Raw genomic sequence first — 21,120 nt, forward strand, 5'->3', positions numbered from 1 at the left:
CAATTGCTGTTTTAATGGGATTCACTGTCTGTCTGTTTTAAGCTAAATTGGTTATATTGGCATAGTTTACTTTCTTTAACAGCGAGTTATCACAATTATTGCAAAGATGAAAAAAAACACTTCAGTATTCGGTTTATTCCTGCTCATTTTCTTACAATGTTCAACTATTTATGCACAATACGATAGCAGGACGAAGGCAGAGATAAAAAAAGTAGAAAACGGATTGAGAACTGCCAATCGTTTTGTGGGAGACCCGGTTTGGACAATTGAAGGGAGGATGAAACATTATGGTGTCCCCGGACTGAGTATTGCTGTGATTAAAGGTTCAAAAGTGGTTTGGGCAAAGAGTTACGGGGTAATGGACCGCGGCAGTAAACAGCCTGTAACGAACCAGACCTTGTTTCAGGCCGCCTCGATCAGCAAACCTGTCAGTGCCTACGCCGCATTAAAGGAAGTTGAGCTTGGAAAGATAGACGAAGCGGAAGACGTGAACCGCTATCTCCAGTCATGGAAGCTTCCGGATAATGAATTTACCAAAGAAAAGAAAGTGAATATCAGACATTTACTAAGCCATAGCGGCGGACTTACCGTAGGTGGTTTTGCAGGCTACCAGGTTTCTGAAAAAATACCCAGCTTAATACAGGTGCTTAACGGCGAAAAGCCGGCAAATTCTCCGCCCATCCGTGTTGACAAAGTACCGGGCGGGACTTTCAGGTATTCCGGTGGGGGTTATTGTGTGATGCAGCAAATGCTGATCGACCTGGAAGGAAAGCCTTTTCCGCAGATCATGAATGAAATGGTACTGGGCCCGTTGGGGATGAAGAACAGTAGTTATAGTCAGCCTTTACCGGCAGACAGGTTGAAGTTTGCCGCTACGGGATATCTTCCTGATGGCAAAGAGACCGGAGGGAAAAGGCATACTTATCCTGAAATGGCTCCTGCAGGCTTATGGACCACGGCAGAAGACCTTGCAAAGTTTGCCATAGATTTACAGCTGACCATCAAAGGGCAAAGTAAAAAGGTGCTTTCCCAGGAGATGGCAATTAAAATGGTCAGTCCTTTTATTGAAGATTTTGAAGGCCTGGGCATCTTCCTGGAAAAGAAAGGAAATGATCATTACTTTGGTCATGGCGGCTGGAATGAGGGTTTCTCGAGTCGTTTTACAGCGGCCAAAGACAGTGGAGATGGCGTGGTGATCCTGACCAATGGCAACCAGCCTCCGCTGGTTGATGAGCTGATCCGCTCGGTGGCTGAGGCTTATCACTGGCCAGATTATGTACCACCGGCTTATCAAAAACTGGAGATCAGCAAAGAAAATCTTCAATACATGTCCGGGCGGTACCGGACAGACAGGTATGACCTGATGAGAATCTATGAGGAGGGAGGAAAGCTGTTTTTGAGGAAAAACTCGGAAGAACCTGAGCAGTTATTTAAAATTGAAGAAAATACTTTTGTGACTTTAAGCAGTTCCGACTATAAGGTTAAAGTGGTGGTTAACCCCGCCGATCAGGTAAAACACCTTGCTTTTGTATGGGGAACAGACAAGGTTAAATACATCAACCCCTTGCTGAAAGCGGAAGAAAAAGTTCCTTATGAATTCATCCTCGAAGGACAGTTTGATCAGGCCCTGGCTGCTTATCAGCAAATGAAAAAAGAGCATCCTGATTATCAGTTGGTCGATCTGCGGTACATCAACGATATGGGTTATCGCTTGCTGCGCAGCAAGGAGATACAAAAAGCAATAGACCTGTTTAAAGTGAATACTTTTCTTTATCCAGAAAATGACGATGTATATGATAGTTTAGGGGAGGCTTACCTCGCCAATGGCGATAAAAAACTCAGCAAGGAAAACTACCTTAAATCTTTGAAGTTAAACCCAAACAACAGCAATGCGGCAAAAATTTTAAAAACTTTAGATTAGACAATGTATAGGTTCACACTTGAGCTGTTGTTCCAGATTATTGGAATAGGTTCTGCATCCGGTTTGTTTTTAAAAGACAATTCCTTACATGTTATTGGCGACAATAGTGCTTATTTCTATGAATATGAGCTCAAATCATCTGCCTTGAAACGATATGCCTTAAGCGAAAATCCTGCGGAGAATATAGCGAAGAAGCTCAAACCAGATTTTGAAGCCCTTACCTTTTACGACGGTTCATTTTATCTCTTTGGATCCGGTTCTACGGAAAACAGGACCAAAATGGTTCAGCTAAATGCAAGCACAAAAGAAATAACGGCGGTTAAGGATTTATCCGCTTTGTATAAAGCGATGCAGACGCTCGCTGGCCTGAGCGCTGAAAATTTCAATATTGAAGGGGTGGCACATACCGGGGAGAACTGGTATTTCTTTAACCGTGGAAATGGCAATTCCGGACAAAATATTGTTTTTACCGTGTCTGGCAGGCAGTTAAGCACTGAGGCTAAAATTACGTTCAATCGCTTAGCGCTTCCTGAGATCAAAGGTATTCGCACAGGCTTTACAGATGCCATTGCACTGGGCGATAAACTCTACTTCCTTGCGGCAGCCGAAAACACCAACTCTACCTATAATGACGGGGAGGTTTTAGGCAGCATCATTGGTCGGATCGACCTCAAAACAATGAAGATAGACTTCAGCCGGCAAATCTCCGACCGGCACAAATTTGAAGGATTAACTTTACAGCATAAAGGAAAAAATGAAATCTCCTTTCTGCTGTGTGAAGATAACGACAGCGATCAGCTGCAGGCAGATATCTATTTGTTAAAACTGAAACGTTAAAACAGGTTTTAATTCTGGGTGATATTCGTATTTTCGCTGAGAAAACTACGTGAAATATGCAGGAAATTAAATGGGGAATGATCGGTTGTGGCGATGTTACAGAAGTTAAAAGCGGTCCTGCTTTTAATAAAGTTCCTAATTCTTCTTTGGTAGCAGTGATGCGCAGAGACGCGGCAAAGGCAGAAGATTACGCTTTCAGACATGGGGTACCAAAATGGTATGCTGATGTGGAAGAGCTGATCAATGATCCTGAAGTAAATGCGGTTTACATTGCAACACCACCTGCCCAGCATGAAGCGTACTGCCAGCTTGCCCTTGCTGCCGGAAAGCCTGTTTATGTAGAAAAACCAATGACATTAAATGCGGAATCCGGGTTGAGGATGGAAGAAGCATCGATGTTATACAACACCAAACTTACGGTTGCACATTACCGCCGGGCTCAGCCAATGTTTTTAAAGATCAAAGCACTTCTTGAAGTGGGCGTTATTGGTGATGTTCGTTTTGCCAGCCTGCAGATGTTGCAACCTCAGCAATCAGACCTGATTGCCAATGTGGAGAGCAACTGGAGGTTAGATCCCGCCATTTCCGGTGGAGGTCTATTTCATGACCTGGCGCCTCATCAGCTGGACCTGATGGTCTATTTCTTTGGGGAATTTGACCAGTCTGCAGGTTTCTCCCTGAACCAGTCGGGCAGGGCAAAAGTAGATGATCTGGTGACCGGACAGATTCTGTTTAAGAATGGAGTAGTTTTTACGGGCACCTGGTGTTTCTCTGTTTCTGAACAGGATAAAAAGGATGTTTGTGAAATTATAGGTTCCAATGGAAGGATCAGCTTTCCTGTATTTGGGAATAAGGTGACGCTGAGCAAAGAGGGAAAAACAGAGGTCTTTGCTTTCGAGGCACTGGAACATGTACAGCAACCTATGATTGAAAAAGTAACGGCTTATTTCCTGGACCAGGCAGAAAACCCATGTTCGGCAGAACAGGCAATATTGTCTATGAGACTAATGGATAGCTTCACTAAATGATCTAAGCAATTGCCAGGATTGATATGCCGGTAAGGATGATTAGTGCTGCTATGATTCGTTTCCTGCTGTCTTTTTCTTTTAAGAGGTTGGCACCAAAAAACACGGCAAATACAATACTCAACTCTCTTATCGGTGCGACGTAGCTGAGTGGCGTCGTTTTCATCGCAATTAATACCAGCAAATAGGATAGAGGCTGGAAAACAGCCACCGCCAGTCCCTGCTTCCAATGCTTTTTTAATTCCAGTAACACCTCCTCTGACCTTCGGATAGGGATTGGCAATAAGACGATTAAAGGAAGTACAATGGAAGCAAAAGTGATGAAAACCGCAGAGACATGATGTGTGACCACAGCGAATTTATCCCATAAGGTATAGGTAGAGATTAAAAAGCCGGTCAGCATTCCATAATAGAACCCCTTTAGTATTGCAACGTCTTTTTTGATTTTAAGCCCGGTCATCAGTACGACCCCGCAGACAATAAGCAGGCTACCCAGGATGGCCATAATTCCCGGCCGCTCGGCAAAGATCAGTATGGCGCCTATAATGCTAAATACCGGCCCGGCACCCCTTGCAACAGGATAAACGACCGAGAGGTCAGCTTTTCGATAACCAAGTTGTAACGCTACAAAATAAAAAAGATGTAATAACGCACTGATAATCCCAAAAAGAAATAAACTGCCTGTATATTGAATTGGGCTGCTGACCAATTGAAAGATCAGTAGGGGAAGGTAAATGATGGCCGAAAACAGAGAGATTAACCAGAAAAACGCGAGTTTGCCATTGACTTGTTTGGTGATCAGGTTCCATACTGCGTGTAGTATCGCAGCTGCGATCAACAATATTAAGGCAGAACTACTCATTTGATATTTGGTTTTTTGATTAAAAATAAGAAAAAAACAGCTTCGTATGATAGGCGCCTGATTGTCTCTTAGGACACGCTGTCTTATCCGGGTATGGCTTTGCAGATAGTGTTTATTGCTGCGTAAGCTAAGCGCTGTACTTCAATGTATTGTTTTGAAATCCAGCTTTTTGAGCTCAGAAACTTTGTTTTGGATTCTCAGGTTTTTCGGTTTTATCTGCAGTATTTTGTGTTCATTTAAACTGAACAGAATGACAAATATAGCTAGCCAATTGCGGAAATGAGTAGAATGACCAAAGAAGAACGCGAATTGTACCACTCGGATGTAAAAGCAAAATCTGACTGGAATGCCGGTATTCGTTACGCGGAGAAAAAAGCGAGACTAGAAGGGAAATTCGAAATCGCTATAAATCTCAAAAAAGAAGGTTTGTCAGCTGAATTGATTGCCAAAACTACCGGCCTTTCCATTGAAGAAGTTGAAAAGCTATAATTCCTATGGACAAGAGTTTGGAGACGAATCCGTTTTCGCTTTGTCTCCGAAGTTGTTAAAGCACCTCACATCTTTACTATTTAATTATATATAATAAACCTTTTTGTGCTTAACTTCGTTTATACATTATAAAAAAACTAAAAATGAATACATTATTAATATTACTGAGCCTGATGTTCACTCCACCGGCAAAAAGCATTTATGACTTCAGCTTCAAAACCATTGATGGCAAGGAAGTAAAGCTTTCTAAATTTAAGGGAAAGAAAATCCTGATTGTGAATACCGCTTCGAAATGTGGTTACACGCCACAATATGAGGCCCTGGAAAAATTGCACAAACAATATGGTAAAAATGTAGTATTGATTGGTTTCCCGGCTGGTAATTTCGGCGGACAGGAATTGGCAACCAATGCTGAGATTCAGGATTTCTGTAAAAAGAACTTTGGCGTTACCTTTTTATTAAGTGAAAAAGTAAGCGTAAAAGGAACGGACATCAATCCATTGTTCAAATACCTGACCTCAGAGGAGAACCCTGATTTCACAGGAGACATCAACTGGAACTTCGAGAAATTTCTGATCAATGAAAAAGGACAATTGGTTCACCGTTTCAGATCTAAAGTAACACCTATGAGCGAAGAGCTGACTAAAAACCTGTAGTCAATTTTTTCTTTTTAGACATCAAAAGAGAAATCCTTAACCGGGATTTCTCTTTTTTTTAATCCCAAAACGCATAGATTAAGTTAACTTTGGGCTTTGAAATAATTATGCAGTATATCCAACCATTGAGAAAATACCTGGCATTAGCTGCCATTCCTTTCTTTTTGATTTCCTGCGGTAGCCATTACAAACTGGTAAAAAGCAACCGTGCGGAGTACAAGATGAACAATGAACGCGCTGTCGACAGCACCCTGATCAAAACCTACCTTCCTTATAAAATAAAGATGGAACAGGAGATGAACACGGTAATCGGACATTCCGACGTGCTGATGAGCAAAAATGATAAGGTGCCTGAGAACCTGCTGAGAAATTTCTTTTCTGATGCTTTACTCCACGAAGCCCTTAAATACGATCCGGCAATTGATTTCGCTATGCCTTCCACCAATGGTGGCATCCGCGTGGATATCCCAAAAGGAGAGGTGAAAATGTCTAATATTTTTGAGGTCATGCCTTTTGAGAACGAAATGGTGATCTTTACCTTAAGTCCTTCAGACGTACAGAACCTGCTCAATTTCATCGCCAGAACCGGTGGTCAGCCGGTTGCAGGATTGAGGATGAAAATTGTCAACGATCAGCCTACAGACGTGATGATCAATGGAAAACCTTTGGATCCGGCAAGAAACTATAAGGTCCTGACTTCAGACTATGTTGCCGAAGGTGGCGACAATGTACAAAGCTTCAAAAAACCAATTGAGAAAAAGATCGTTGGCGTCAGAATGCGTGATGCACTGGTTACCTATATTAAAGAAAATGAAGCCGCCGGTAAAACAATCAACCCAAAATTAGATGGAAGAATTACTAAAGATTAACCGTAGAAACTTCCTTAAAACGGGAGGGATGGCAGCTGCAGCAGTTGCCCTGAACTTAAATGCTTTTGATGCCATCGCGGCCGGAGATTTGGTCAAGCTCACGATATTACATACCAACGATGTACACAGCAGGATCGAACCTTTCCCTATGGACGGCTCTAAATACCAGGGACTGGGCGGAACGGCAAGACGGTCTGCACTGGTCAATGCCATCCGTGCAAAGGAGGAAAATGTCCTGTTATTTGATGCAGGAGATATCTTCCAGGGCACACCTTATTTCAACAAATACGGCGGTGAACTGGAAATTAAGCTGATGTCTGAAATGAAATATGATGCGGCGACAATGGGAAACCACGATTTCGACAACGGATTGGAAGGCTTTTACAAACAATTGCCCCATGCCAGTTTCCCTGTGCTCTGCAGTAACTATGATTTCTCCAACACCTTATTAAACAAGTCTACACAGCCTTATAAAATCTTTAAAAAACAAGGCATAAAAATAGGGGTGTTTGGAATTGGGATCAAACTCAAGGGCCTTGTTGCAGACCGAAACTATGCAGAAACACAGTTTCTGGATCCTGTAGAAACGGCAAATAAAATGGCAAGCCTGTTAAAAAACGACCTTCAATGCGACCTGGTGATCTGTTTATCTCATTTGGGATACCGGTACGACAGCAATAGGGATTCTGATCAGGTCCTGGCCAGAAATACGAGGAATATTGATTTGATCATTGGAGGGCATACCCATACTTTTATGGATCAGCCGGAAGACATTCAGAATCTGGATGGAAAGATCACGACGATCAATCAGGTAGGATTTGCCGGGATTAACCTCGGCCGACTGGATTATTATTTTGAAAGATATAAGGGCAAGCGTATTCAAACTGCCGCACCTTATACCATTTCAGATCATTTAGATGGTTAAGCTGAGCCTAACCGGAAATTCATAACTATTAGCAAAGGAAACCGCCTCCAAGAAGGTCGTTTCCTTCATAGAATACTGCGGACTGGCCCGGTGCTATTGCAGATACAGAATGATCAAATACCACGCGCATTTTATCTTTCTCCTGAACAATAGTACTTAGGGTTCCTGCATCTTTATACCTGATTTTAGTCACCACGTTATCCATAGGTTCTAAAATGTGCTCATATTTAATCAGGTTTACATTTCTAACCATAGCTTCTCTGCGTTCCAGCTCATCTGCTCTTCCCAGAACAACAGTATTGCTTTCCGGAAGGATCTGGGTTACAAACATGGGTTCGCCAAAGGCAATGCCCAAACCTTTTCTCTGTCCGATGGTGTAGAAAGGATATCCTTTATGTTGTCCAACCACCATTCCATTGCTGGTAATGAAGTTACCACCTGCAACACGGTCTTCCAGATCGCCAACTTTATGCTTTAAGAAAGCACGGTAATCATTGTCCGGAACAAAGCAGATTTCATAGCTTTCGCTTTTCTTAGCCAGTTCTTCCTGTCCCATGTCTAAAGCCATCTGACGGATATCTGCCTTCGCAAAAGATCCCAGAGGGAATTTTGTACGCGCCAGGTTTTCCTGAGAAACACCCCAAAGTACATAAGACTGATCCTTATTTTCGTCCAGACCCTTGGAGATCACATGACGGCCATTGTCGTGTTGCCTTACGTTGGCATAGTGACCGGTAGCGATAAACTCGCAATCCAGTTTGTTGGCACGTTTCAATAAAGCTTCCCATTTGATATGGGTGTTACATAAAACACAAGGGTTTGGCGTCCGGCCTGCAAGATATTCATCAACGAAGTTATCAATTACATAATCACCGAACTCATCCCTGATGTCTAATATATAGTGTGGGAATCCGTAATTTACCGCCAAAGTACGCGCATCGTTGATGCTGTCCAGGCTGCAACATCCGGTTTCCTTACCGCTGGTACCTGAGGTCGCATAGTCCCATGTCTTCATGGTCAATCCGATAACTTCATATCCTTGTTCGTGTAACATTACTGCCGCTACTGAACTATCTACCCCGCCACTCATGGCTACCAATATTCTACCGAGTTTACTCATTATAATTTATTCTGACGCAAAAATAAAGGTTTTTACTGATACATTCTCATTTCTGCCGTCAGTTACTTGTAAAAAGGAGAAATGATTAAAGTGCTGATTAAACGTTATAGCAACTTAATAAAGCTGATTCTTTCCATATTATTTATATCTTAGGATTATCATAAAAAATTTCAAATCAGAAAATGAAGAAAGCTTTATTGTTTTGTTTACTGTTTCCCGCACTTTCTACTCAGGCACAACAGGGCCTGGTAAAGTACGTAAAACCGATCATTGGCACCCAGAAGATGGGCCATACCTATCCTGGCGCAACACTTCCATTCGGATCGGTACAGCTGAGCCCGGATACAGACACACTTTCCTATGAACTCAACGGGAAGTACAATGGCGATGTCTATAAATATTGTGCAGGTTATAAATATGAAGACAAGACGATTGTCGGTTTTAGCCATACGCATTTTAGCGGAACGGGGCATTCCGATCTCGGAGATTTCCTGATCATGCCTACTCAAGGTGCCTTAAAAATGAACCCTGGAACAGCCGATGTTCCTAAAAGCGGCTTTCGCTCTGCTTTTTCCCATCAGAATGAAACCGCAGAAGCAGGGTATTATAAAGTAAAACTGGATGATCATCAGATCCAGGCCGAGCTAACAGCCAGCAAAAGGGTAGGGATGCACCGCTATACTTTTCCAAAATCGGCGGAGTCGCACATCATCCTCGACCTGATGTCGGGCATTTACAATTATGATGAGAAAACGGTATGGACGTATGTAAGGGTGGTCAACGACAGCCTGATCACCGGATACCGTCAAACGAATGGCTGGGCCAGAACCAGAACGGTTTATTTTGCCATGTCCTTTTCAAAGCCTTTCAAAAGCTACGGACAGAAAAACTTTGATAAGAAACAGGTGTATGGCGGTTTCTGGCGGAAATTTGACCAGAACAACAACTTTCCTGAAATTGCAGGAAGAAGGATCAGAATGCATTTTGACTTCAATACCAATGAGCAGGAGCAGGTTAAGATCAAATTCGCCCTCTCTCCGGTAAGTCAGGACAATGCCCTGGAGAACATGCGCACAGAGATTCCGGGCTGGGACTTTGATCAGGTTAAAACACAGGCACAGGCAGAATGGAACAAAGAACTGAACAAGATCAGTATCAACGCTTCGGAAGATGATAAGGTGAATTTTTATACTGCAATGTACCATGCCTTTATCAACCCGACTACCTATGGGGATGTAAACGGACAATACAAAGGACTGGACCAGAACGTACATCAGGCTAATGGTTTTACCAATTACACCACCTTCTCGCTTTGGGATACTTACAGGGCCTTGCATCCTTTCTTTAACCTCATTCAGCCATCCAGAAACAACGATATGGTGAAGTCGATGATGGCCCATTACGATCAGAGTGCCTTGAAAATGCTGCCAATCTGGTCGCATTATGCAAACGACAACTGGTGCATGAGCGGTTACCATAGTGTTTCTGTCCTTGCTGATGCAATTATCAAAGGCGTATACGATGGTGATGCCGGAAAAGCACTGGAGGCCTGTATTACGACTGCTAATCACCGTAATTATGAGGGCATAGGAAAATACATTGATATGGGATACATTCCCGCAGAGAGCAGCGGAACCTCGGTTTCGAATACCCTGGAATATGCTTACGACGATTGGTGTATCGCGCAGATCGCTAAAAAACTGGGTAAGCAGGACATTTATGAAAGCTTTTTGAAACGCTCTGGGAACTGGAAAAACGTATATGATAAAAGCATTGGCTTTATGCGCCCGAGACTGGCCGACGGTACTTTTAAAAAGGATTTTGATGTACTGAGCACCCACGGACAAGGATTTATAGAAGGAAATACCTGGAACTACAGCTTTTTTGTACCTCATGATCCGGAATCCTTAATGGCTGCAATGGGAGGAAAACAGAAGTTTGGCGCCCGGATAGACAGCTTATTCAACATGCACCTTCCGGACGAATTTTTTGCCGATACCGAAGACATTACCAGAGAAGGGATTATTGGCGGATATGTGCATGGCAATGAACCTGCCCACCATGTGGCATATTTGTACAACTGGGCGGGTCAACCCTGGAAAACGCAGCAAAGGGTCCGCATGATTTTAAAAATGCAATACAAACCGACACCGGACGGATTGGGAGGAAATGACGATTGTGGCCAGATGAGCGCCTGGTATATGTTTTCTTCTTTAGGCTTCTATCCGGTTTCTCCGGGCTCAGATGAGTATGCACTGGGAAGCCCGGCCGTAAAGTCTGCCAGTTTACAACTGGAAGGAGGGAAGACCTTTAGTATTGATGCCATTAACCAGAGTGATAAAAATGTTTATGTACAAAAAGTACTGTTAAATGGAAATATCTTAACGGGAAATATGATTAAACATCAAGATATTGTAAAAGGTGGCAAATTAACATTCTATATGTCTTCAAAACCGACTAAAAATTCAAAATAGGTTATAATTAATCAACCAAAAGCTGATAATTTACAACCAACAGGAATAAAACCATAAAATCCGCTAAAATCAATTAAGAATTTTAGCGGATTTCATGGTTTTTATAAAAATAATGCAGATATTCATGTTACGATCAATAATCGCTCATAGACAGGCGTTTGTCGTATAAAATTTAGGTTTGATACGGCCGGGTCCTCCGGCCCTATCTATTCCTTAAACGAAAGCCGGAACAGCACTGTCCGGATCATTTCCCTGAATTTGATTTCTCCTGATATCAGAAAGCTCTGTTGGTTTTCTAATGATCTTTTTATTGATGCCTACTGCACCGTTATACAATAATATTCCACCTAATAAAGTCTCTTGTATGCCAAGAAAAGGGTGTTTTGAAATGGCCCTTATGCCTCTTTGAAAGATATAAGCACCCGCGATGATAGAAACTATTCTTTTGCCTGCGTCTAATTCTTCCGTATCGTATGCACTTAACAATGATTTTGCTGCTATAATCCCTAATTTATTCTTTAATATTCCAAACATAATTCTTCGTTCTATATTACCAAATCAACACGATCAGCAACGTTTTGTTTGAAAATTCTGAAAATGACTCAAACACAAATCGTTACCATGAGCCCTAGTTTAGCTCAATTTATCAAGGACCATCCGGATGGCTTTATCCACGACCTGATCGGGTGTTTTACTAAATTCAAAATTTACCCTGCTTGCAAGAATGGCATTCACCGAAAGCGCCTTATGTCCGAGGGCTTTTGCCAGTGCATAAATGCCGGCGGTTTCCATCTCCAGATTGGTGATCCTGTATTTGCCATACTGGAAAGTATTCAGCAATTCGATGAAATTAGGAATCGCATTCTTTGCACGGACCTGTCTGCCCTGAGGCGCATAAAATCCAGGGGCAGTCACGGTAATTCCCTGTACCATTTCTCCTCCGATCCGGTTTAACAAACCAGGGTCAGCGGCAGTCAGGTAAGGATGAATTCCTTTGATGTGTGAGGCGTGGGAATGGAAGGCTTCCAGAATCGGACGCTCGTCCACAGACAATTCATGGATGTAATACTTCATTAAAGCATCCAGCCCCAGGCCGAAAGAAGAGGCGAGAATGGTGCCCATGGGCAGGTCTGCCTGTATGGCACCGGAAGTTCCCACGCGAATGATGTCCAGGGATACCAGGTCTTTTTTCACTTCCCTGGTTTCAAAATCAACATTTACCAGGGCATCTAGTTCATTAAAGACAATGTCGATATTGTCTGTTCCGATCCCTGTAGAGATCACGGTAATCCGCTTCTGGCCAAGATAACCGGTATGTGTCAGAAATTCACGCTTTCCCTTTTTGAGTTCTATGCGGTCAAAATGTTTGGATATTTCAGAAACCCGGTCCGGATCACCCACGGTAATTACCGTATGGGCAAGGTCTTCAGGTAATAAGTTCAGGTGGTAAATGGTACCGTCCTGATTGATGATTAAATCTGCTTCAGATAATTTATTTCCCATAATTTGGAGATTGATCTCACAAACCTATGAAACGACGATGAGTTTACCTAGAATTTATCGATCAGGAAGTAAAAAGGTAGGCCGTTTTCAGGCCTTCGATCTTTTCCAGCTTGCCTAAAACGACATTCAAACTGGCTTTCCGTACTTCAAACCTGATCGTACAGGAATTGTCAAAATTCTGGGACAGGATGTTCAGCTGCTCCTCTTTGAAAAGGCGCATCACATCGTTCATCATCAGGTAATCAAAAGTAACCTCATAAATATCGTTCACTGTTCTTTCCACCACCTCCGCAGCCTGGATCGCTTCCACAGCCGCAGTTTTGTAGGCATTGATCAAGCCCGGAACACCGAGTAAGGTTCCGCCAAAATAACGGACCACCACCACGAGGATATTGGTGACGTCGGCAGAGAGTAAAGCATTTAAAATGGGTCTTCCTGCAGTCCCCGAAGGCTCTCCATCGTCCTGAATCCTAAATACGCCACGGTCCGGACTGAGGCGTAAAGCCCAGCAGAAATGCCTTGCTTTTCCATGTTCCGAGCGAAGATGGGCAAGAAGTGCTTTTACTTCATCTTCTGACCGGATCGGGTAAGCAAAGCCGAGAAATTTACTTCCACGGTCTTTAAAGAGGCCTTCGGAAGGACTGGTGATGGTTCTGTAGGTATCGTCAAAAAGCATATATCTGGGATAGTCGTATTAAAATGATGGCCATTAATGCAAGTGCCAGGCCTGCATAATTGTACTTGTTCATTTTTTCTTTAAAAATGAGAATGCCGATCAGGCTTCCTAAAATGATCACCCCAATGTTCATGGCGGCAAATACCGTAGATGGGCTCTTGGCCATGGCCTGGTGTGCTTTCAGGTAAAAGAGAATGTTTCCGAAATTGAAAAATCCAAGGATACAGCCACAAAGAAAGTTCACCAATTGCAGTTTCTGTTTTTTAACCACAGAAAGATAAAGAATGGCGATCAGGGAAATGATAAAGGAAAGACCGAAGATCAGGATCAATGAACTGGTATAAGGGATTTGTTTCAGCTGGGAAACCTGTTTAAAGAGGATATCTATTGCGCCAAAGCCCACAAATACCAGCAATGGATAGATCCAGCTGCCCGCATTGGCAGAGGATTTCGTTTTCCGGTACAAGGTGAGGATAATGGCCAGAAATCCCAGGATCAGGCCCAGGACTTTTAGGGTGTTAAAATGGTCTCCAAACAGAAAATAGGCAGCAAGGATAGAAATAAACAAGGATAAACGCTGTGCAATGTCCGTTTTTACAATGCCAATATTTCTGACCGAAGCAGCTAGAAACCAGAAAACTACGGGTAGTAAAACGCCAAGGCCCAGGTAAACAGGAGAGAAGGAAGCACCGGATAGCTCTTTTAAAGAAGGTTTAAAAAAGAAACAGCTCATTGCAATGGCAAAGAGGTAGTTCCAGGTCACCGCCTGTAGAATGTTTATTTTATACCTGCGGGCAAGTTTTAACAATACGGCAACGGTTACGCTGCAACAGATACTGATAATTAAATAGATCATGTTTAACGCTTATTTTGATAAATGCTCAGCTGGTCTTTTCCAATTTGCTGTGTCTCTGTGATCATTCCATTGATTTGTGGCGACAACACACCATCCGGCCAGGAAATGGAAGCGGTAAATACCCTTGCTTCATCCCATAATCCTGCGCTGATAAACTGATCCAGAAGGTTCGCCCCGCCATCGATAATCACAGACTGAATGTCCATCAGGTACAGTTGAAAAGCAATCTTTTGAGGCAGGTAATACTGCATATCTTCCATTTGGACGAAGTGGACACTGCCAACAACATCTGTCTTTACTTCGTTGAATATAATTGTTTTAGCAGCATCATCATAAAGATGATGTTCAGATGGAACCTCAAGGTTCCGGTCGATCAGCAGGCGGACAGGATTTCTGCCTGGCCACTCGCGTGCATTGAGCTGGGGGTTGTCTACCATGGCCGTTCTTTTTCCAACAAGCACTGCATCCTCTTCCGTTCTCCATTTGTGGACCAGGCGTTTAGCAAGCGGGGAACTGATCCAGCGCTGTTCGTCTCCTACAGGAGCAAAAAAACCATTGGCCGTTCTGGCCCATTTCAGGATGATGTACGGTCTTTTTTGTAGAATTCTGGTGAAAAAGCGACGGTTTAACCAGGAACATTCCTTTTCAAGCACACCGGAAATGACTTCAATTCCTGCATTTTTTAGTTTCCCGATACCTTTGCCGTCTACAGCTTCAAAGGGGTCCCGGTTTCCTATAACGACGCGCTTAAGCTCATGCCTGATCAGGAGGTCGGCACAGGGAGGGGTTTTGCCAAAATGGGCACAGGGCTCCAGAGAGACATAGGCAGTCGCGTTTTTTAACAACAATGCCGCTGCTTCGTTTCCGTACCTTTCAAATACTGCTTTTACCGCATTTACTTCGGCATGGGCCTCCCCAATTTTCTGGTGGTATCCTTCACCTATAATTTTCCCTTCGCTTACGATGACACAACCTACCATTGGGTTTGGGCTTACATTACCCATTCCCAGGCTAGCCAGTTCCAGGCATCTTTGCATATATAATTCATCGGTCATTGAAGCAAAAGTAAGGTATATTGTTCGATTTACTTACTTTTGCAGGGCATGAATTTAAGCCAGTTATTACATCATTTTAAGGAAGAATTGAAGGATGTTTATGAGGAAGAGGAAGTTAAGTCTATTTTTTCCATCAGCGTAGAACACTTGTTACAACTCAGGAGAAGCCAGCTGATGTTAAACTGGGAAAAACAACCGGGGCCGGAAATACTCCGTTCATTTATCAGCATTTTGGAAGGTTTAAAGGCGCAGAAGCCGATTCAGTACCTGCTGGGAGAAGCTTTTTTCTACGGGGCAGTCTTTAAGGTCAACGAGGCGGTTTTGATTCCAAGACCTGAAACAGAGGAGCTGGTAGACTGGATTCTGGAAGAAAAAGCAGAGGGGCAGGTAGTGGTCGACTTTGGTACGGGGACGGGTTGTATTGCCATCAGCTTAAAGAAACACCTGAAAGATGCCAGCGTAACTGCGGTTGATATTTCTGAAGAAGCGCTCCGGATCGCCTCAGAAAATGCATTGATCAATCAAACCGAGGTCAGCTTTATTCATGCCGACATTTTAACTTTTCAAAGCAGGACTGAGTTTGACATTATTGTGAGCAATCCGCCTTACATTACAGAAAAGGAAAGGGCAGCAATGCATCAGAATGTTCTTGCTCATGAACCGCACCTGGCTTTGTTCGTTACCGACGAAAGGCCCTTGCTGTTCTATGAAGCAGTGGCTGATTTTGCCCTGCGCAACTTAAAGAAAAATGGTGCTTTGTACTTCGAGATCAATGAGTATTTAGCTAAGGAAACCATTCAGATGTTAAAGGATAAATCTTTTATTTCCATTGAATTGAGAAAAGATATGCAGGGAAAAGACCGCATGATTCGTGCCCGCTTATAGCAGGTTGCTGTTTAAGTTCTGGAATGAAATTCTGTGATGATGCCTTTCAGGTAATCGCGGTCCAGGTGGGTATAAATCTCTGTAGTGGTAATGCTGGAATGCCCAAGCATTTCCTGTACTGCACGCAGATCTGCGCCACCCTCAATCAAATGCGTTGCAAAGGAATGTCTGAAGGTATGTGGGCTGATGCTTTTCTTCAAACCGGATTTTAAAGCGAGGTCTTTGATCAGTGTAAAGACTGAAATCCTGGACAATCCGCTTCCACGACGGTTTAAGAAGATAAAATCTTCCTGTCCTTTTTGTACAGGAACATGAACCCTGCTTTCTTCCAGATAGATTTTGATGTATTTCAGGGCCGACTGTCCGATGGGGACAATCCTTTCTTTATTTCCTTTTCCAATAACTTTGATAAACTCTGCATCGGGAAAAACATTGGAAATCCTCAGGTTTATCAATTCCGTTACCCGCAGACCGCAACTGTAAAGCACTTCCAGAATGGCCTTGTTTCGCATTCCTTCGGGTTTTGCCGCATCTATGGCGGCAATTAATCCGTTGATCTCTTCGATGTTCAGGACATCCGGAAGCTTTCTGCTCAGCCTTGGGGTCTCGATCAATGCCGAAGGATCTTCTGCAATGATCTGTTCCAGTAAAAGAAAACCAAAGAAAGATTTGATCCCCGAAAGCACTCTTGCCTGTGTGGAAGCCTGCATTCCCAGCTCATTGATCCAGGAGATGAACAACTTCAGGTCGCCCGCAGTAATCTCCTTAACATGAGGTGTTTTATTGACGGATTCGAAGTATTGAAACAGCTTTTGAACATCATTCAGATAGGCCTCAATGGAGTTCGATGAAAGGGATCGTTCCAGTTTCAAATACGCTTTAAAAGAAGGGAAGTAAGGGTTATTAATCACACAAAAATTTTCTACTGTAACTTTTTAACTTTAAGTTTGAGCTAATGAAGATACAAATTATTAACGGCCCAAATTTAAACCTTTTAGGTATTCGTGAGCCGGGAATCTACGGAAGTTTAGGTTTTGACGAGTATATCGAACAATTAAGGGCGATGTACAGCATTCTGGAAATCGATTATTTTCAAAGCAATGTAGAAGGAGAGCTGATCAATAAATTACATGAAGTTGGTTTTACATATGATGGAATTGTGATCAATGCAGGTGGGTATACCCATACTTCTGTGGCACTTGCCGATGCCATTGCAGCGATCAATACGCCGGTAATCGAGGTTCATGTATCTAATATCTATGCGAGAGAAGAATACAGACATGTATCGCTGACTGGTAAAAACTGTAAAGGGGTATTGACCGGATTTGGCCTTGATGGCTATCGTTTGGCCATAGAAAGTCTGTTGAAAAGCTAAAGAGATCATGAGAAAAATTATTTTGTTTGCCTTATGCTCTGCCATAAGTGCATCTGCTTTTGCGCAAGCCGACATTACCGAAAAAGAACTTAAAGAACACCTCTGGACCCTGGCATCACCAAAGATGAAGGGACGTTTCCCGGGAACGGCAGAGAATAAAAAAGTCGTGGAATACCTGACCAAACAATTTAAAAAATCAGGTATTGCGCCATATCAGGGCAGTTACCTGCAGGAATTTACCGCGAAAATAAGGGTTAAAAAAGGAGTCACAGATACCCCATATGCCAAAACTCAAAATGTGATCGGCTATATTGAAGGGAACGACCCGCAGTTAAAAAACGAATTTATAGTGATAGGAGCCCATTATGATCACCTGGGAATGGGAGGGGCTTCTTCCAAAAAACCAGATACCACTGCCATTCATTATGGTGCCGACGACAATGCAAGCGGAACGGCTGCACTTTTAGAGATCGCAGAAAAACTCGCTGCAAATAAAGCAAACCTGAAACGCAGCATTCTGATCATTGCATTTGGAGCAGAAGAACAAGGTTTGCTGGGCTCAAAGTATTTTACAGAACATCCCCTGGTGCCATTGTCGCAGATTAAACTGATGATCAATATGGACATGGTGGGCAGGATGAATAGCGAGAAACATTTGTACATGGGTGGCGCAGCTACTTTTGACGGGGGAATGGAACTGATGAAAAGCCTTGGGCCGGAGATCGGCATCAACCCGATTGTAAATGCCTATGATGTAGGAGGCTCGGACCATGTTTCCTTTTACAAGAAGAACATCCCTGTTTTGGGCTTTCATACCGGTGGACATCCACAATACCATACCCCTGAAGACGATAGAAAACTGATCAATATTGCCGGAGAAAAGCTGGTATGCGATTACATCTATAAGGCACTGGTGACGGTAGCAAACAGGAGCGGAGCGATCTTGTTTGTTCCGGAAAAGAAAAACTAAAGTTCTTCAAAAGAAGAATGGATGGGTTTAGTACTGTTTATCCAATGAGAAACAGTACCAAACCTGTAAAAAACAAGCCGGATTTAAATTCCCAGTCCGCTGAAAAACCTGATTTTCTTAATGAAATAGGCATAGACAATACTGGAAGAATAATGTCCGGTATGTTCCTGGTAATTGACCTGTCTGTTCGTTCTTTTCTTCGCATTTGCGGAGAAGTATTTGAAAAAATGGAAATGAGCTTTACTCACGGCCATTGCAAAATCTACTTTTCCCTGCAGCAGGAAATGTATCAGGGCAACAAAGTCGATGAAAAACCGGATGAAGATCCTGAAATAAGCGTCACCTAAAGGAAGGTTCTTCTGCATAATGATCAGGTTGTTCCTGAAATTCAGGTAGGTTTTATAGGGGTTGTTTGCATTCAAAGTTCCTCCGCCAACATGGTAAACTTCCGCATCCGGGCAATACATCACTTTATAACCGAGATTCTTGAGTCGCCAGCAGAGGTCGATCTCTTCCATATGTGCAAAGAAATCAGGATCCAGTCCGCCTGCTTCTTTCCAGCATTTGCTTTTGATAAATAAAGCCGCACCGCTTGCCCAAAAGATCTCTTTTACATCATTATATTGTCCATGGTCATCTTCAACGGTGTCAAACAACCGCCCGCGACAAAATGGAAAACAATGCAGGTCCAGGTAACCGCCTGCTGCTCCGGCATATTCAAATTTTGATTTGTCCTTTTGCCATTTTATTTTAGGTTGTGCAGCCGCAATTTTATCGTCCTTTTCCATCAGCTCAATCACCGGTATAATCCAGTTTGCGGGCACTTCAACATCAGAATTCAACAATACATAATAATCGGCCTCTACCTGTTCCAGCAGTTTGCGGTATCCTTCGGCAAAACCATAGTTTTTATCGTTCACAATGACGCGAATTCCTGGGTAATTGGCCTTTACAAAGGCTACTGAGTCGTCTGTAGAAGCATTGTCGCCTACTACAATTTGTAAATTCGGGTACTCTGATTGAATTACACCGGGTAAAAATTTCTCCAGCAGAAGCTTTCCATTCCAATTTAAAATCACTACTGCTACACTTGCGTCTGTCATTATACGTATTCTCGTTTGTTTTTCCATCGTCTGTGGCTCCATAGCCAGTATGACGGTTTCTCTTTAATAATATCTTCTAAAAATTCGAAATGTGTATCGGTAATCTCGTGCTTTTCTGTTTCTTCCGGTTTAGGGCAGATCGGCACACAATCCACTTCATAATATCCTCTTTTAATGTACTTTAACTTAAAATAAAAGATGGGTCTTTTGGTTTGTATCGCAATCTTTTCCAATCCCAGCAATGCGGCTGTATCCTGGTTTAAAAAGTCAATCCAATAATGCGATTCCCCACGAACAGGGCTCTGGTCACTTGCAAAACAAAATATGCTCGGCTGTTCCTTCGCTGTGCTGAGCACCCTCAGCGTTTGCCGCATCGGAACTCCGGTATTGCCAAACCTGCTGCGCATTTTAAGAAACCAATCGTCAAAAATACCGTTATTTAGGGGTTTATAAATTACATAAGCCTTTTCCGAGAGGTTTAATCCTAAAGACATCATTCCCCATTCCCAATTGCCGTAATGCCCGGTGCAGGCCAAAACACTTTCGCCCTTTTCAAAATAGGCCTCAATCAGATGCAGGTTGGTGAATTTAAGCCGCTTTTTGAGCTCTTCCTCAGAGATCGAAGCCATTTTAATGATTTCAAAAGTCAGGTCAGACAGGTACCTGAAAAACTCTTTTTCGATCGCAATGATCTCTTTCAGTGGCTTTTCAGGAAAGGAGTTGATCAGGTTCTCCCGCACCACCTTTTTTCTGTAGCCCGCCACATAATACAGGATATAGTAGCCCATGGCCGATATCAGGTATAACAGCGGCATAGGAAGAAGGGATAAAATGTTTAAAAAAACTACTCCTATATGAGAAAAGCTTTTTTTTATCATTATTTTGGCGGATTAAGAATGCAAACATAAATTATCAGATGCAAAGTTTAGCTATATTCCCCCTTTTTTATCTTCCGCCAGTCAGCTATTTTAAGGAACTAAAGCGTTCAGGAAATGAGTTCCTGATGGAAAAAGAGGAGCACTTCCCGAAACAGACTTTCAGGAACAGGGCAACAATTTACTCCCCGAACGGGAGCCTGGACCTGATTGTTCCGGTGATCCGCGGAGAAAAAGTACATACCAAAATTAAAGATGTAAAAATCAGTAATGACTTTAACTGGCAGCGCCTTCACTGGAAAAGTCTGGAGAGTTGTTACCGCAATTCTGCCTATTTTGAATACTATGAAGACGAGTTTTCTAAATTTTACCATCAGAAATTCGACTTCCTTTTCGATTATAACCTGGAGGTACTTCAATGGCTGTTTAAACAGTTAAAGACCACAGCCAGCTTTGAAATGACCACAGAATACCATGAAATCCCTGCGGAGCTTGATTTCCGTGGCAGAACCTTGTTTAAAAAGGCGGAAGGAGAGTTTAAGCCTTACTTCCAGGTCTTTGACGACAGGGAAGGATTTAAGCCAAACTTAAGCATCGTAGACTTGTTGTTTAACCAGGGCCCTCAAGCTAAAAACTATATATAA

Annotated in this window: 22 protein-coding genes; 12 read left to right on the forward strand and 10 right to left on the reverse strand. The window is 42.8% G+C overall.

Annotated elements, in window-relative coordinates:
• The first annotated feature begins 106 nt into the window (after positions 1 to 106).
• The 3 genes from DBR43_RS27605 to DBR43_RS27615 are packed head-to-tail and all read left to right on the forward strand — an operon-like array spanning position 107 to position 3,786.
• On the forward strand, positions 107 to 1,921 hold the full coding sequence (locus tag DBR43_RS27605) for a serine hydrolase domain-containing protein (RefSeq protein ID WP_124586565.1): 1,815 nt from the start codon (positions 107 to 109) through the stop codon (positions 1,919 to 1,921).
• Between the two features lie 3 nt (positions 1,922 to 1,924).
• Positions 1,925 to 2,758, forward strand: a complete 834-nt coding sequence (locus DBR43_RS27610) for a DUF6929 family protein (protein WP_124586566.1) — start codon at positions 1,925 to 1,927, stop codon at positions 2,756 to 2,758.
• 56 nt (positions 2,759 to 2,814) lie between these two features.
• Positions 2,815 to 3,786, forward strand: a complete 972-nt coding sequence (locus DBR43_RS27615) for a Gfo/Idh/MocA family protein (protein WP_124586567.1) — start codon at positions 2,815 to 2,817, stop codon at positions 3,784 to 3,786.
• A gap of 1 nt (position 3,787) precedes the next feature.
• On the opposite strand, the gene DBR43_RS27620 is transcribed toward DBR43_RS27615, so the two are convergent.
• Positions 3,788 to 4,645, reverse strand: coding sequence for a DMT family transporter (locus DBR43_RS27620; RefSeq protein WP_124586568.1), 858 nt, complete (start codon positions 4,643 to 4,645; stop codon positions 3,788 to 3,790).
• A gap of 288 nt (positions 4,646 to 4,933) precedes the next feature.
• Between DBR43_RS27620 and DBR43_RS27625 the strand changes: the two genes are divergently transcribed.
• The 4 genes from DBR43_RS27625 (at position 4,934) to DBR43_RS27640 (ending at position 7,584) form a co-directional block, all read left to right on the forward strand.
• Positions 4,934 to 5,134 (forward strand): hypothetical protein, encoded by a 201-nt coding sequence (locus tag DBR43_RS27625; RefSeq protein ID WP_199757145.1) that lies wholly within the window; start codon positions 4,934 to 4,936, stop codon positions 5,132 to 5,134.
• Between the two features lie 143 nt (positions 5,135 to 5,277).
• Positions 5,278 to 5,790, forward strand: coding sequence for a glutathione peroxidase (locus DBR43_RS27630; RefSeq protein ID WP_124586569.1), 513 nt, complete (start codon positions 5,278 to 5,280; stop codon positions 5,788 to 5,790).
• Between the two features lie 107 nt (positions 5,791 to 5,897).
• Positions 5,898 to 6,659, forward strand: coding sequence for a 5'-nucleotidase C-terminal domain-containing protein (locus DBR43_RS27635; protein WP_124586570.1), 762 nt, complete (start codon positions 5,898 to 5,900; stop codon positions 6,657 to 6,659).
• Positions 6,637 to 7,584 carry a bifunctional metallophosphatase/5'-nucleotidase gene (locus DBR43_RS27640; protein ID WP_124586571.1) on the forward strand — a complete coding sequence of 316 codons (948 nt, stop codon included), beginning with the start codon at positions 6,637 to 6,639 and terminating at the stop codon, positions 7,582 to 7,584. Before DBR43_RS27635 ends, DBR43_RS27640 begins: the two co-directional genes overlap by 23 nt.
• A gap of 28 nt (positions 7,585 to 7,612) precedes the next feature.
• Here DBR43_RS27640 and mnmA read toward each other — a convergent pair whose 3' ends face one another.
• Entirely contained in the window at positions 7,613 to 8,704 is a 1,092-nt protein-coding gene (gene mnmA, locus DBR43_RS27645; RefSeq protein ID WP_124586572.1) for a tRNA 2-thiouridine(34) synthase MnmA, read from the reverse strand.
• 182 nt (positions 8,705 to 8,886) lie between these two features.
• Between mnmA and DBR43_RS27650 the strand changes: the two genes are divergently transcribed.
• On the forward strand, positions 8,887 to 11,178 hold the full coding sequence (locus DBR43_RS27650) for a GH92 family glycosyl hydrolase (RefSeq protein ID WP_124586573.1): 2,292 nt from the start codon (positions 8,887 to 8,889) through the stop codon (positions 11,176 to 11,178).
• A gap of 213 nt (positions 11,179 to 11,391) precedes the next feature.
• On the opposite strand, the gene DBR43_RS27655 is transcribed toward DBR43_RS27650, so the two are convergent.
• The 5 genes from DBR43_RS27655 to ribD all read right to left on the reverse strand — a co-directional run bounded on the left by DBR43_RS27655 (position 11,392) and on the right by ribD (position 15,268).
• The gene (locus tag DBR43_RS27655; RefSeq protein WP_124586574.1) at positions 11,392 to 11,712 is read right to left on the reverse strand and encodes a hypothetical protein; all 321 of its coding nucleotides are present in this window, start codon (positions 11,710 to 11,712) and stop codon (positions 11,392 to 11,394) included.
• Between the two features lie 99 nt (positions 11,713 to 11,811).
• Entirely contained in the window at positions 11,812 to 12,681 is an 870-nt protein-coding gene (locus tag DBR43_RS27660; RefSeq protein WP_124586575.1) for a nucleoside phosphorylase, read from the reverse strand.
• Positions 12,682 to 12,742: 61 nt separating this feature from the next.
• A complete protein-coding gene (locus tag DBR43_RS27665; RefSeq protein WP_124586576.1) occupies positions 12,743 to 13,357 on the reverse strand; it encodes an IMPACT family protein in 615 nt (204 codons plus the stop codon).
• Positions 13,347 to 14,213 (reverse strand): DMT family transporter, encoded by an 867-nt coding sequence (locus DBR43_RS27670; RefSeq protein ID WP_124586577.1) that lies wholly within the window; start codon positions 14,211 to 14,213, stop codon positions 13,347 to 13,349. The genes DBR43_RS27665 and DBR43_RS27670 overlap by 11 nt, the downstream gene beginning before the upstream one ends.
• Positions 14,214 to 14,215: 2 nt before the next feature.
• Positions 14,216 to 15,268 carry a bifunctional diaminohydroxyphosphoribosylaminopyrimidine deaminase/5-amino-6-(5-phosphoribosylamino)uracil reductase RibD gene (ribD, locus tag DBR43_RS27675; protein WP_124586578.1) on the reverse strand — a complete coding sequence of 351 codons (1,053 nt, stop codon included), beginning with the start codon at positions 15,266 to 15,268 and terminating at the stop codon, positions 14,216 to 14,218.
• Positions 15,269 to 15,316: 48 nt separating this feature from the next.
• Here ribD and prmC point away from each other — a divergent pair, with 48 nt between their 5' ends.
• Positions 15,317 to 16,153, forward strand: a complete 837-nt coding sequence (prmC, locus tag DBR43_RS27680; RefSeq protein WP_124586579.1) for a peptide chain release factor N(5)-glutamine methyltransferase — start codon at positions 15,317 to 15,319, stop codon at positions 16,151 to 16,153.
• Positions 16,154 to 16,164: 11 nt separating this feature from the next.
• Here prmC and xerD read toward each other — a convergent pair whose 3' ends face one another.
• On the reverse strand, positions 16,165 to 17,064 hold the full coding sequence (gene xerD, locus DBR43_RS27685; RefSeq protein ID WP_124586580.1) for a site-specific tyrosine recombinase XerD: 900 nt from the start codon (positions 17,062 to 17,064) through the stop codon (positions 16,165 to 16,167).
• A 44-nt stretch (positions 17,065 to 17,108) separates the two neighbouring features.
• On the opposite strand from xerD, the gene aroQ reads away from it, so the two are divergent.
• Both aroQ and DBR43_RS27695 read left to right on the forward strand, forming a co-directional pair.
• Positions 17,109 to 17,528 (forward strand): type II 3-dehydroquinate dehydratase, encoded by a 420-nt coding sequence (gene aroQ / locus DBR43_RS27690; protein WP_124586581.1) that lies wholly within the window; start codon positions 17,109 to 17,111, stop codon positions 17,526 to 17,528.
• A 7-nt stretch (positions 17,529 to 17,535) separates the two neighbouring features.
• On the forward strand, positions 17,536 to 18,498 hold the full coding sequence (locus DBR43_RS27695; RefSeq protein ID WP_124586582.1) for a M20/M25/M40 family metallo-hydrolase: 963 nt from the start codon (positions 17,536 to 17,538) through the stop codon (positions 18,496 to 18,498).
• Between the two features lie 83 nt (positions 18,499 to 18,581).
• On the opposite strand, the gene DBR43_RS27700 is transcribed toward DBR43_RS27695, so the two are convergent.
• Positions 18,582 to 19,601, reverse strand: a complete 1,020-nt coding sequence (locus DBR43_RS27700) for a glycosyltransferase family 2 protein (protein WP_124586583.1) — start codon at positions 19,599 to 19,601, stop codon at positions 18,582 to 18,584.
• Positions 19,601 to 20,416 carry a lysophospholipid acyltransferase family protein gene (locus DBR43_RS27705; protein ID WP_233603242.1) on the reverse strand — a complete coding sequence of 272 codons (816 nt, stop codon included), beginning with the start codon at positions 20,414 to 20,416 and terminating at the stop codon, positions 19,601 to 19,603. The genes DBR43_RS27700 and DBR43_RS27705 overlap by 1 nt, the downstream gene beginning before the upstream one ends.
• Positions 20,417 to 20,517: 101 nt before the next feature.
• Between DBR43_RS27705 and DBR43_RS27710 the strand changes: the two genes are divergently transcribed.
• Positions 20,518 to 21,120 carry a WbqC family protein gene (locus DBR43_RS27710; protein ID WP_124586585.1) on the forward strand — a complete coding sequence of 201 codons (603 nt, stop codon included), beginning with the start codon at positions 20,518 to 20,520 and terminating at the stop codon, positions 21,118 to 21,120.

The organism is Pedobacter sp. KBW06, assembly GCF_003852525.1.
In the GTDB taxonomy this organism is placed as follows: Bacteria; Bacteroidota; Bacteroidia; order Sphingobacteriales; family Sphingobacteriaceae; genus Pedobacter.

Coding starts and splice junctions, on each gene's coding strand:
- DBR43_RS27640 (WP_124586571.1), top strand. CDS start 6,637: ATGGAAGAATTACTAAAGATTAACCGTAGAAACTTCCTTAAAACGGGA.
- prmC (WP_124586579.1), top strand. CDS start 15,317: ATGAATTTAAGCCAGTTATTACATCATTTTAAGGAAGAATTGAAGGAT.
- DBR43_RS27670 (WP_124586577.1), bottom strand. CDS start 14,213: ATGATCTATTTAATTATCAGTATCTGTTGCAGCGTAACCGTTGCCGTA.
- DBR43_RS27635 (WP_124586570.1), top strand. CDS start 5,898: ATGCAGTATATCCAACCATTGAGAAAATACCTGGCATTAGCTGCCATT.
- DBR43_RS27700 (WP_124586583.1), bottom strand. CDS start 19,601: ATGACAGACGCAAGTGTAGCAGTAGTGATTTTAAATTGGAATGGAAAG.
- mnmA (WP_124586572.1), bottom strand. CDS start 8,704: ATGAGTAAACTCGGTAGAATATTGGTAGCCATGAGTGGCGGGGTAGAT.
- DBR43_RS27620 (WP_124586568.1), bottom strand. CDS start 4,645: ATGAGTAGTTCTGCCTTAATATTGTTGATCGCAGCTGCGATACTACAC.
- DBR43_RS27695 (WP_124586582.1), top strand. CDS start 17,536: ATGAGAAAAATTATTTTGTTTGCCTTATGCTCTGCCATAAGTGCATCT.
- DBR43_RS27605 (WP_124586565.1), top strand. CDS start 107: ATGAAAAAAAACACTTCAGTATTCGGTTTATTCCTGCTCATTTTCTTA.
- DBR43_RS27610 (WP_124586566.1), top strand. CDS start 1,925: ATGTATAGGTTCACACTTGAGCTGTTGTTCCAGATTATTGGAATAGGT.
- ribD (WP_124586578.1), bottom strand. CDS start 15,268: ATGACCGATGAATTATATATGCAAAGATGCCTGGAACTGGCTAGCCTG.
- DBR43_RS27625 (WP_199757145.1), top strand. CDS start 4,934: ATGACCAAAGAAGAACGCGAATTGTACCACTCGGATGTAAAAGCAAAA.
- DBR43_RS27660 (WP_124586575.1), bottom strand. CDS start 12,681: ATGGGAAATAAATTATCTGAAGCAGATTTAATCATCAATCAGGACGGT.
- aroQ (WP_124586581.1), top strand. CDS start 17,109: ATGAAGATACAAATTATTAACGGCCCAAATTTAAACCTTTTAGGTATT.
- DBR43_RS27615 (WP_124586567.1), top strand. CDS start 2,815: ATGCAGGAAATTAAATGGGGAATGATCGGTTGTGGCGATGTTACAGAA.
- DBR43_RS27630 (WP_124586569.1), top strand. CDS start 5,278: ATGAATACATTATTAATATTACTGAGCCTGATGTTCACTCCACCGGCA.
- DBR43_RS27650 (WP_124586573.1), top strand. CDS start 8,887: ATGAAGAAAGCTTTATTGTTTTGTTTACTGTTTCCCGCACTTTCTACT.
- DBR43_RS27655 (WP_124586574.1), bottom strand. CDS start 11,712: ATGTTTGGAATATTAAAGAATAAATTAGGGATTATAGCAGCAAAATCA.
- DBR43_RS27665 (WP_124586576.1), bottom strand. CDS start 13,357: ATGCTTTTTGACGATACCTACAGAACCATCACCAGTCCTTCCGAAGGC.
- DBR43_RS27705 (WP_233603242.1), bottom strand. CDS start 20,416: ATGCCGCTGTTATACCTGATATCGGCCATGGGCTACTATATCCTGTAT.
- DBR43_RS27710 (WP_124586585.1), top strand. CDS start 20,518: ATGCAAAGTTTAGCTATATTCCCCCTTTTTTATCTTCCGCCAGTCAGC.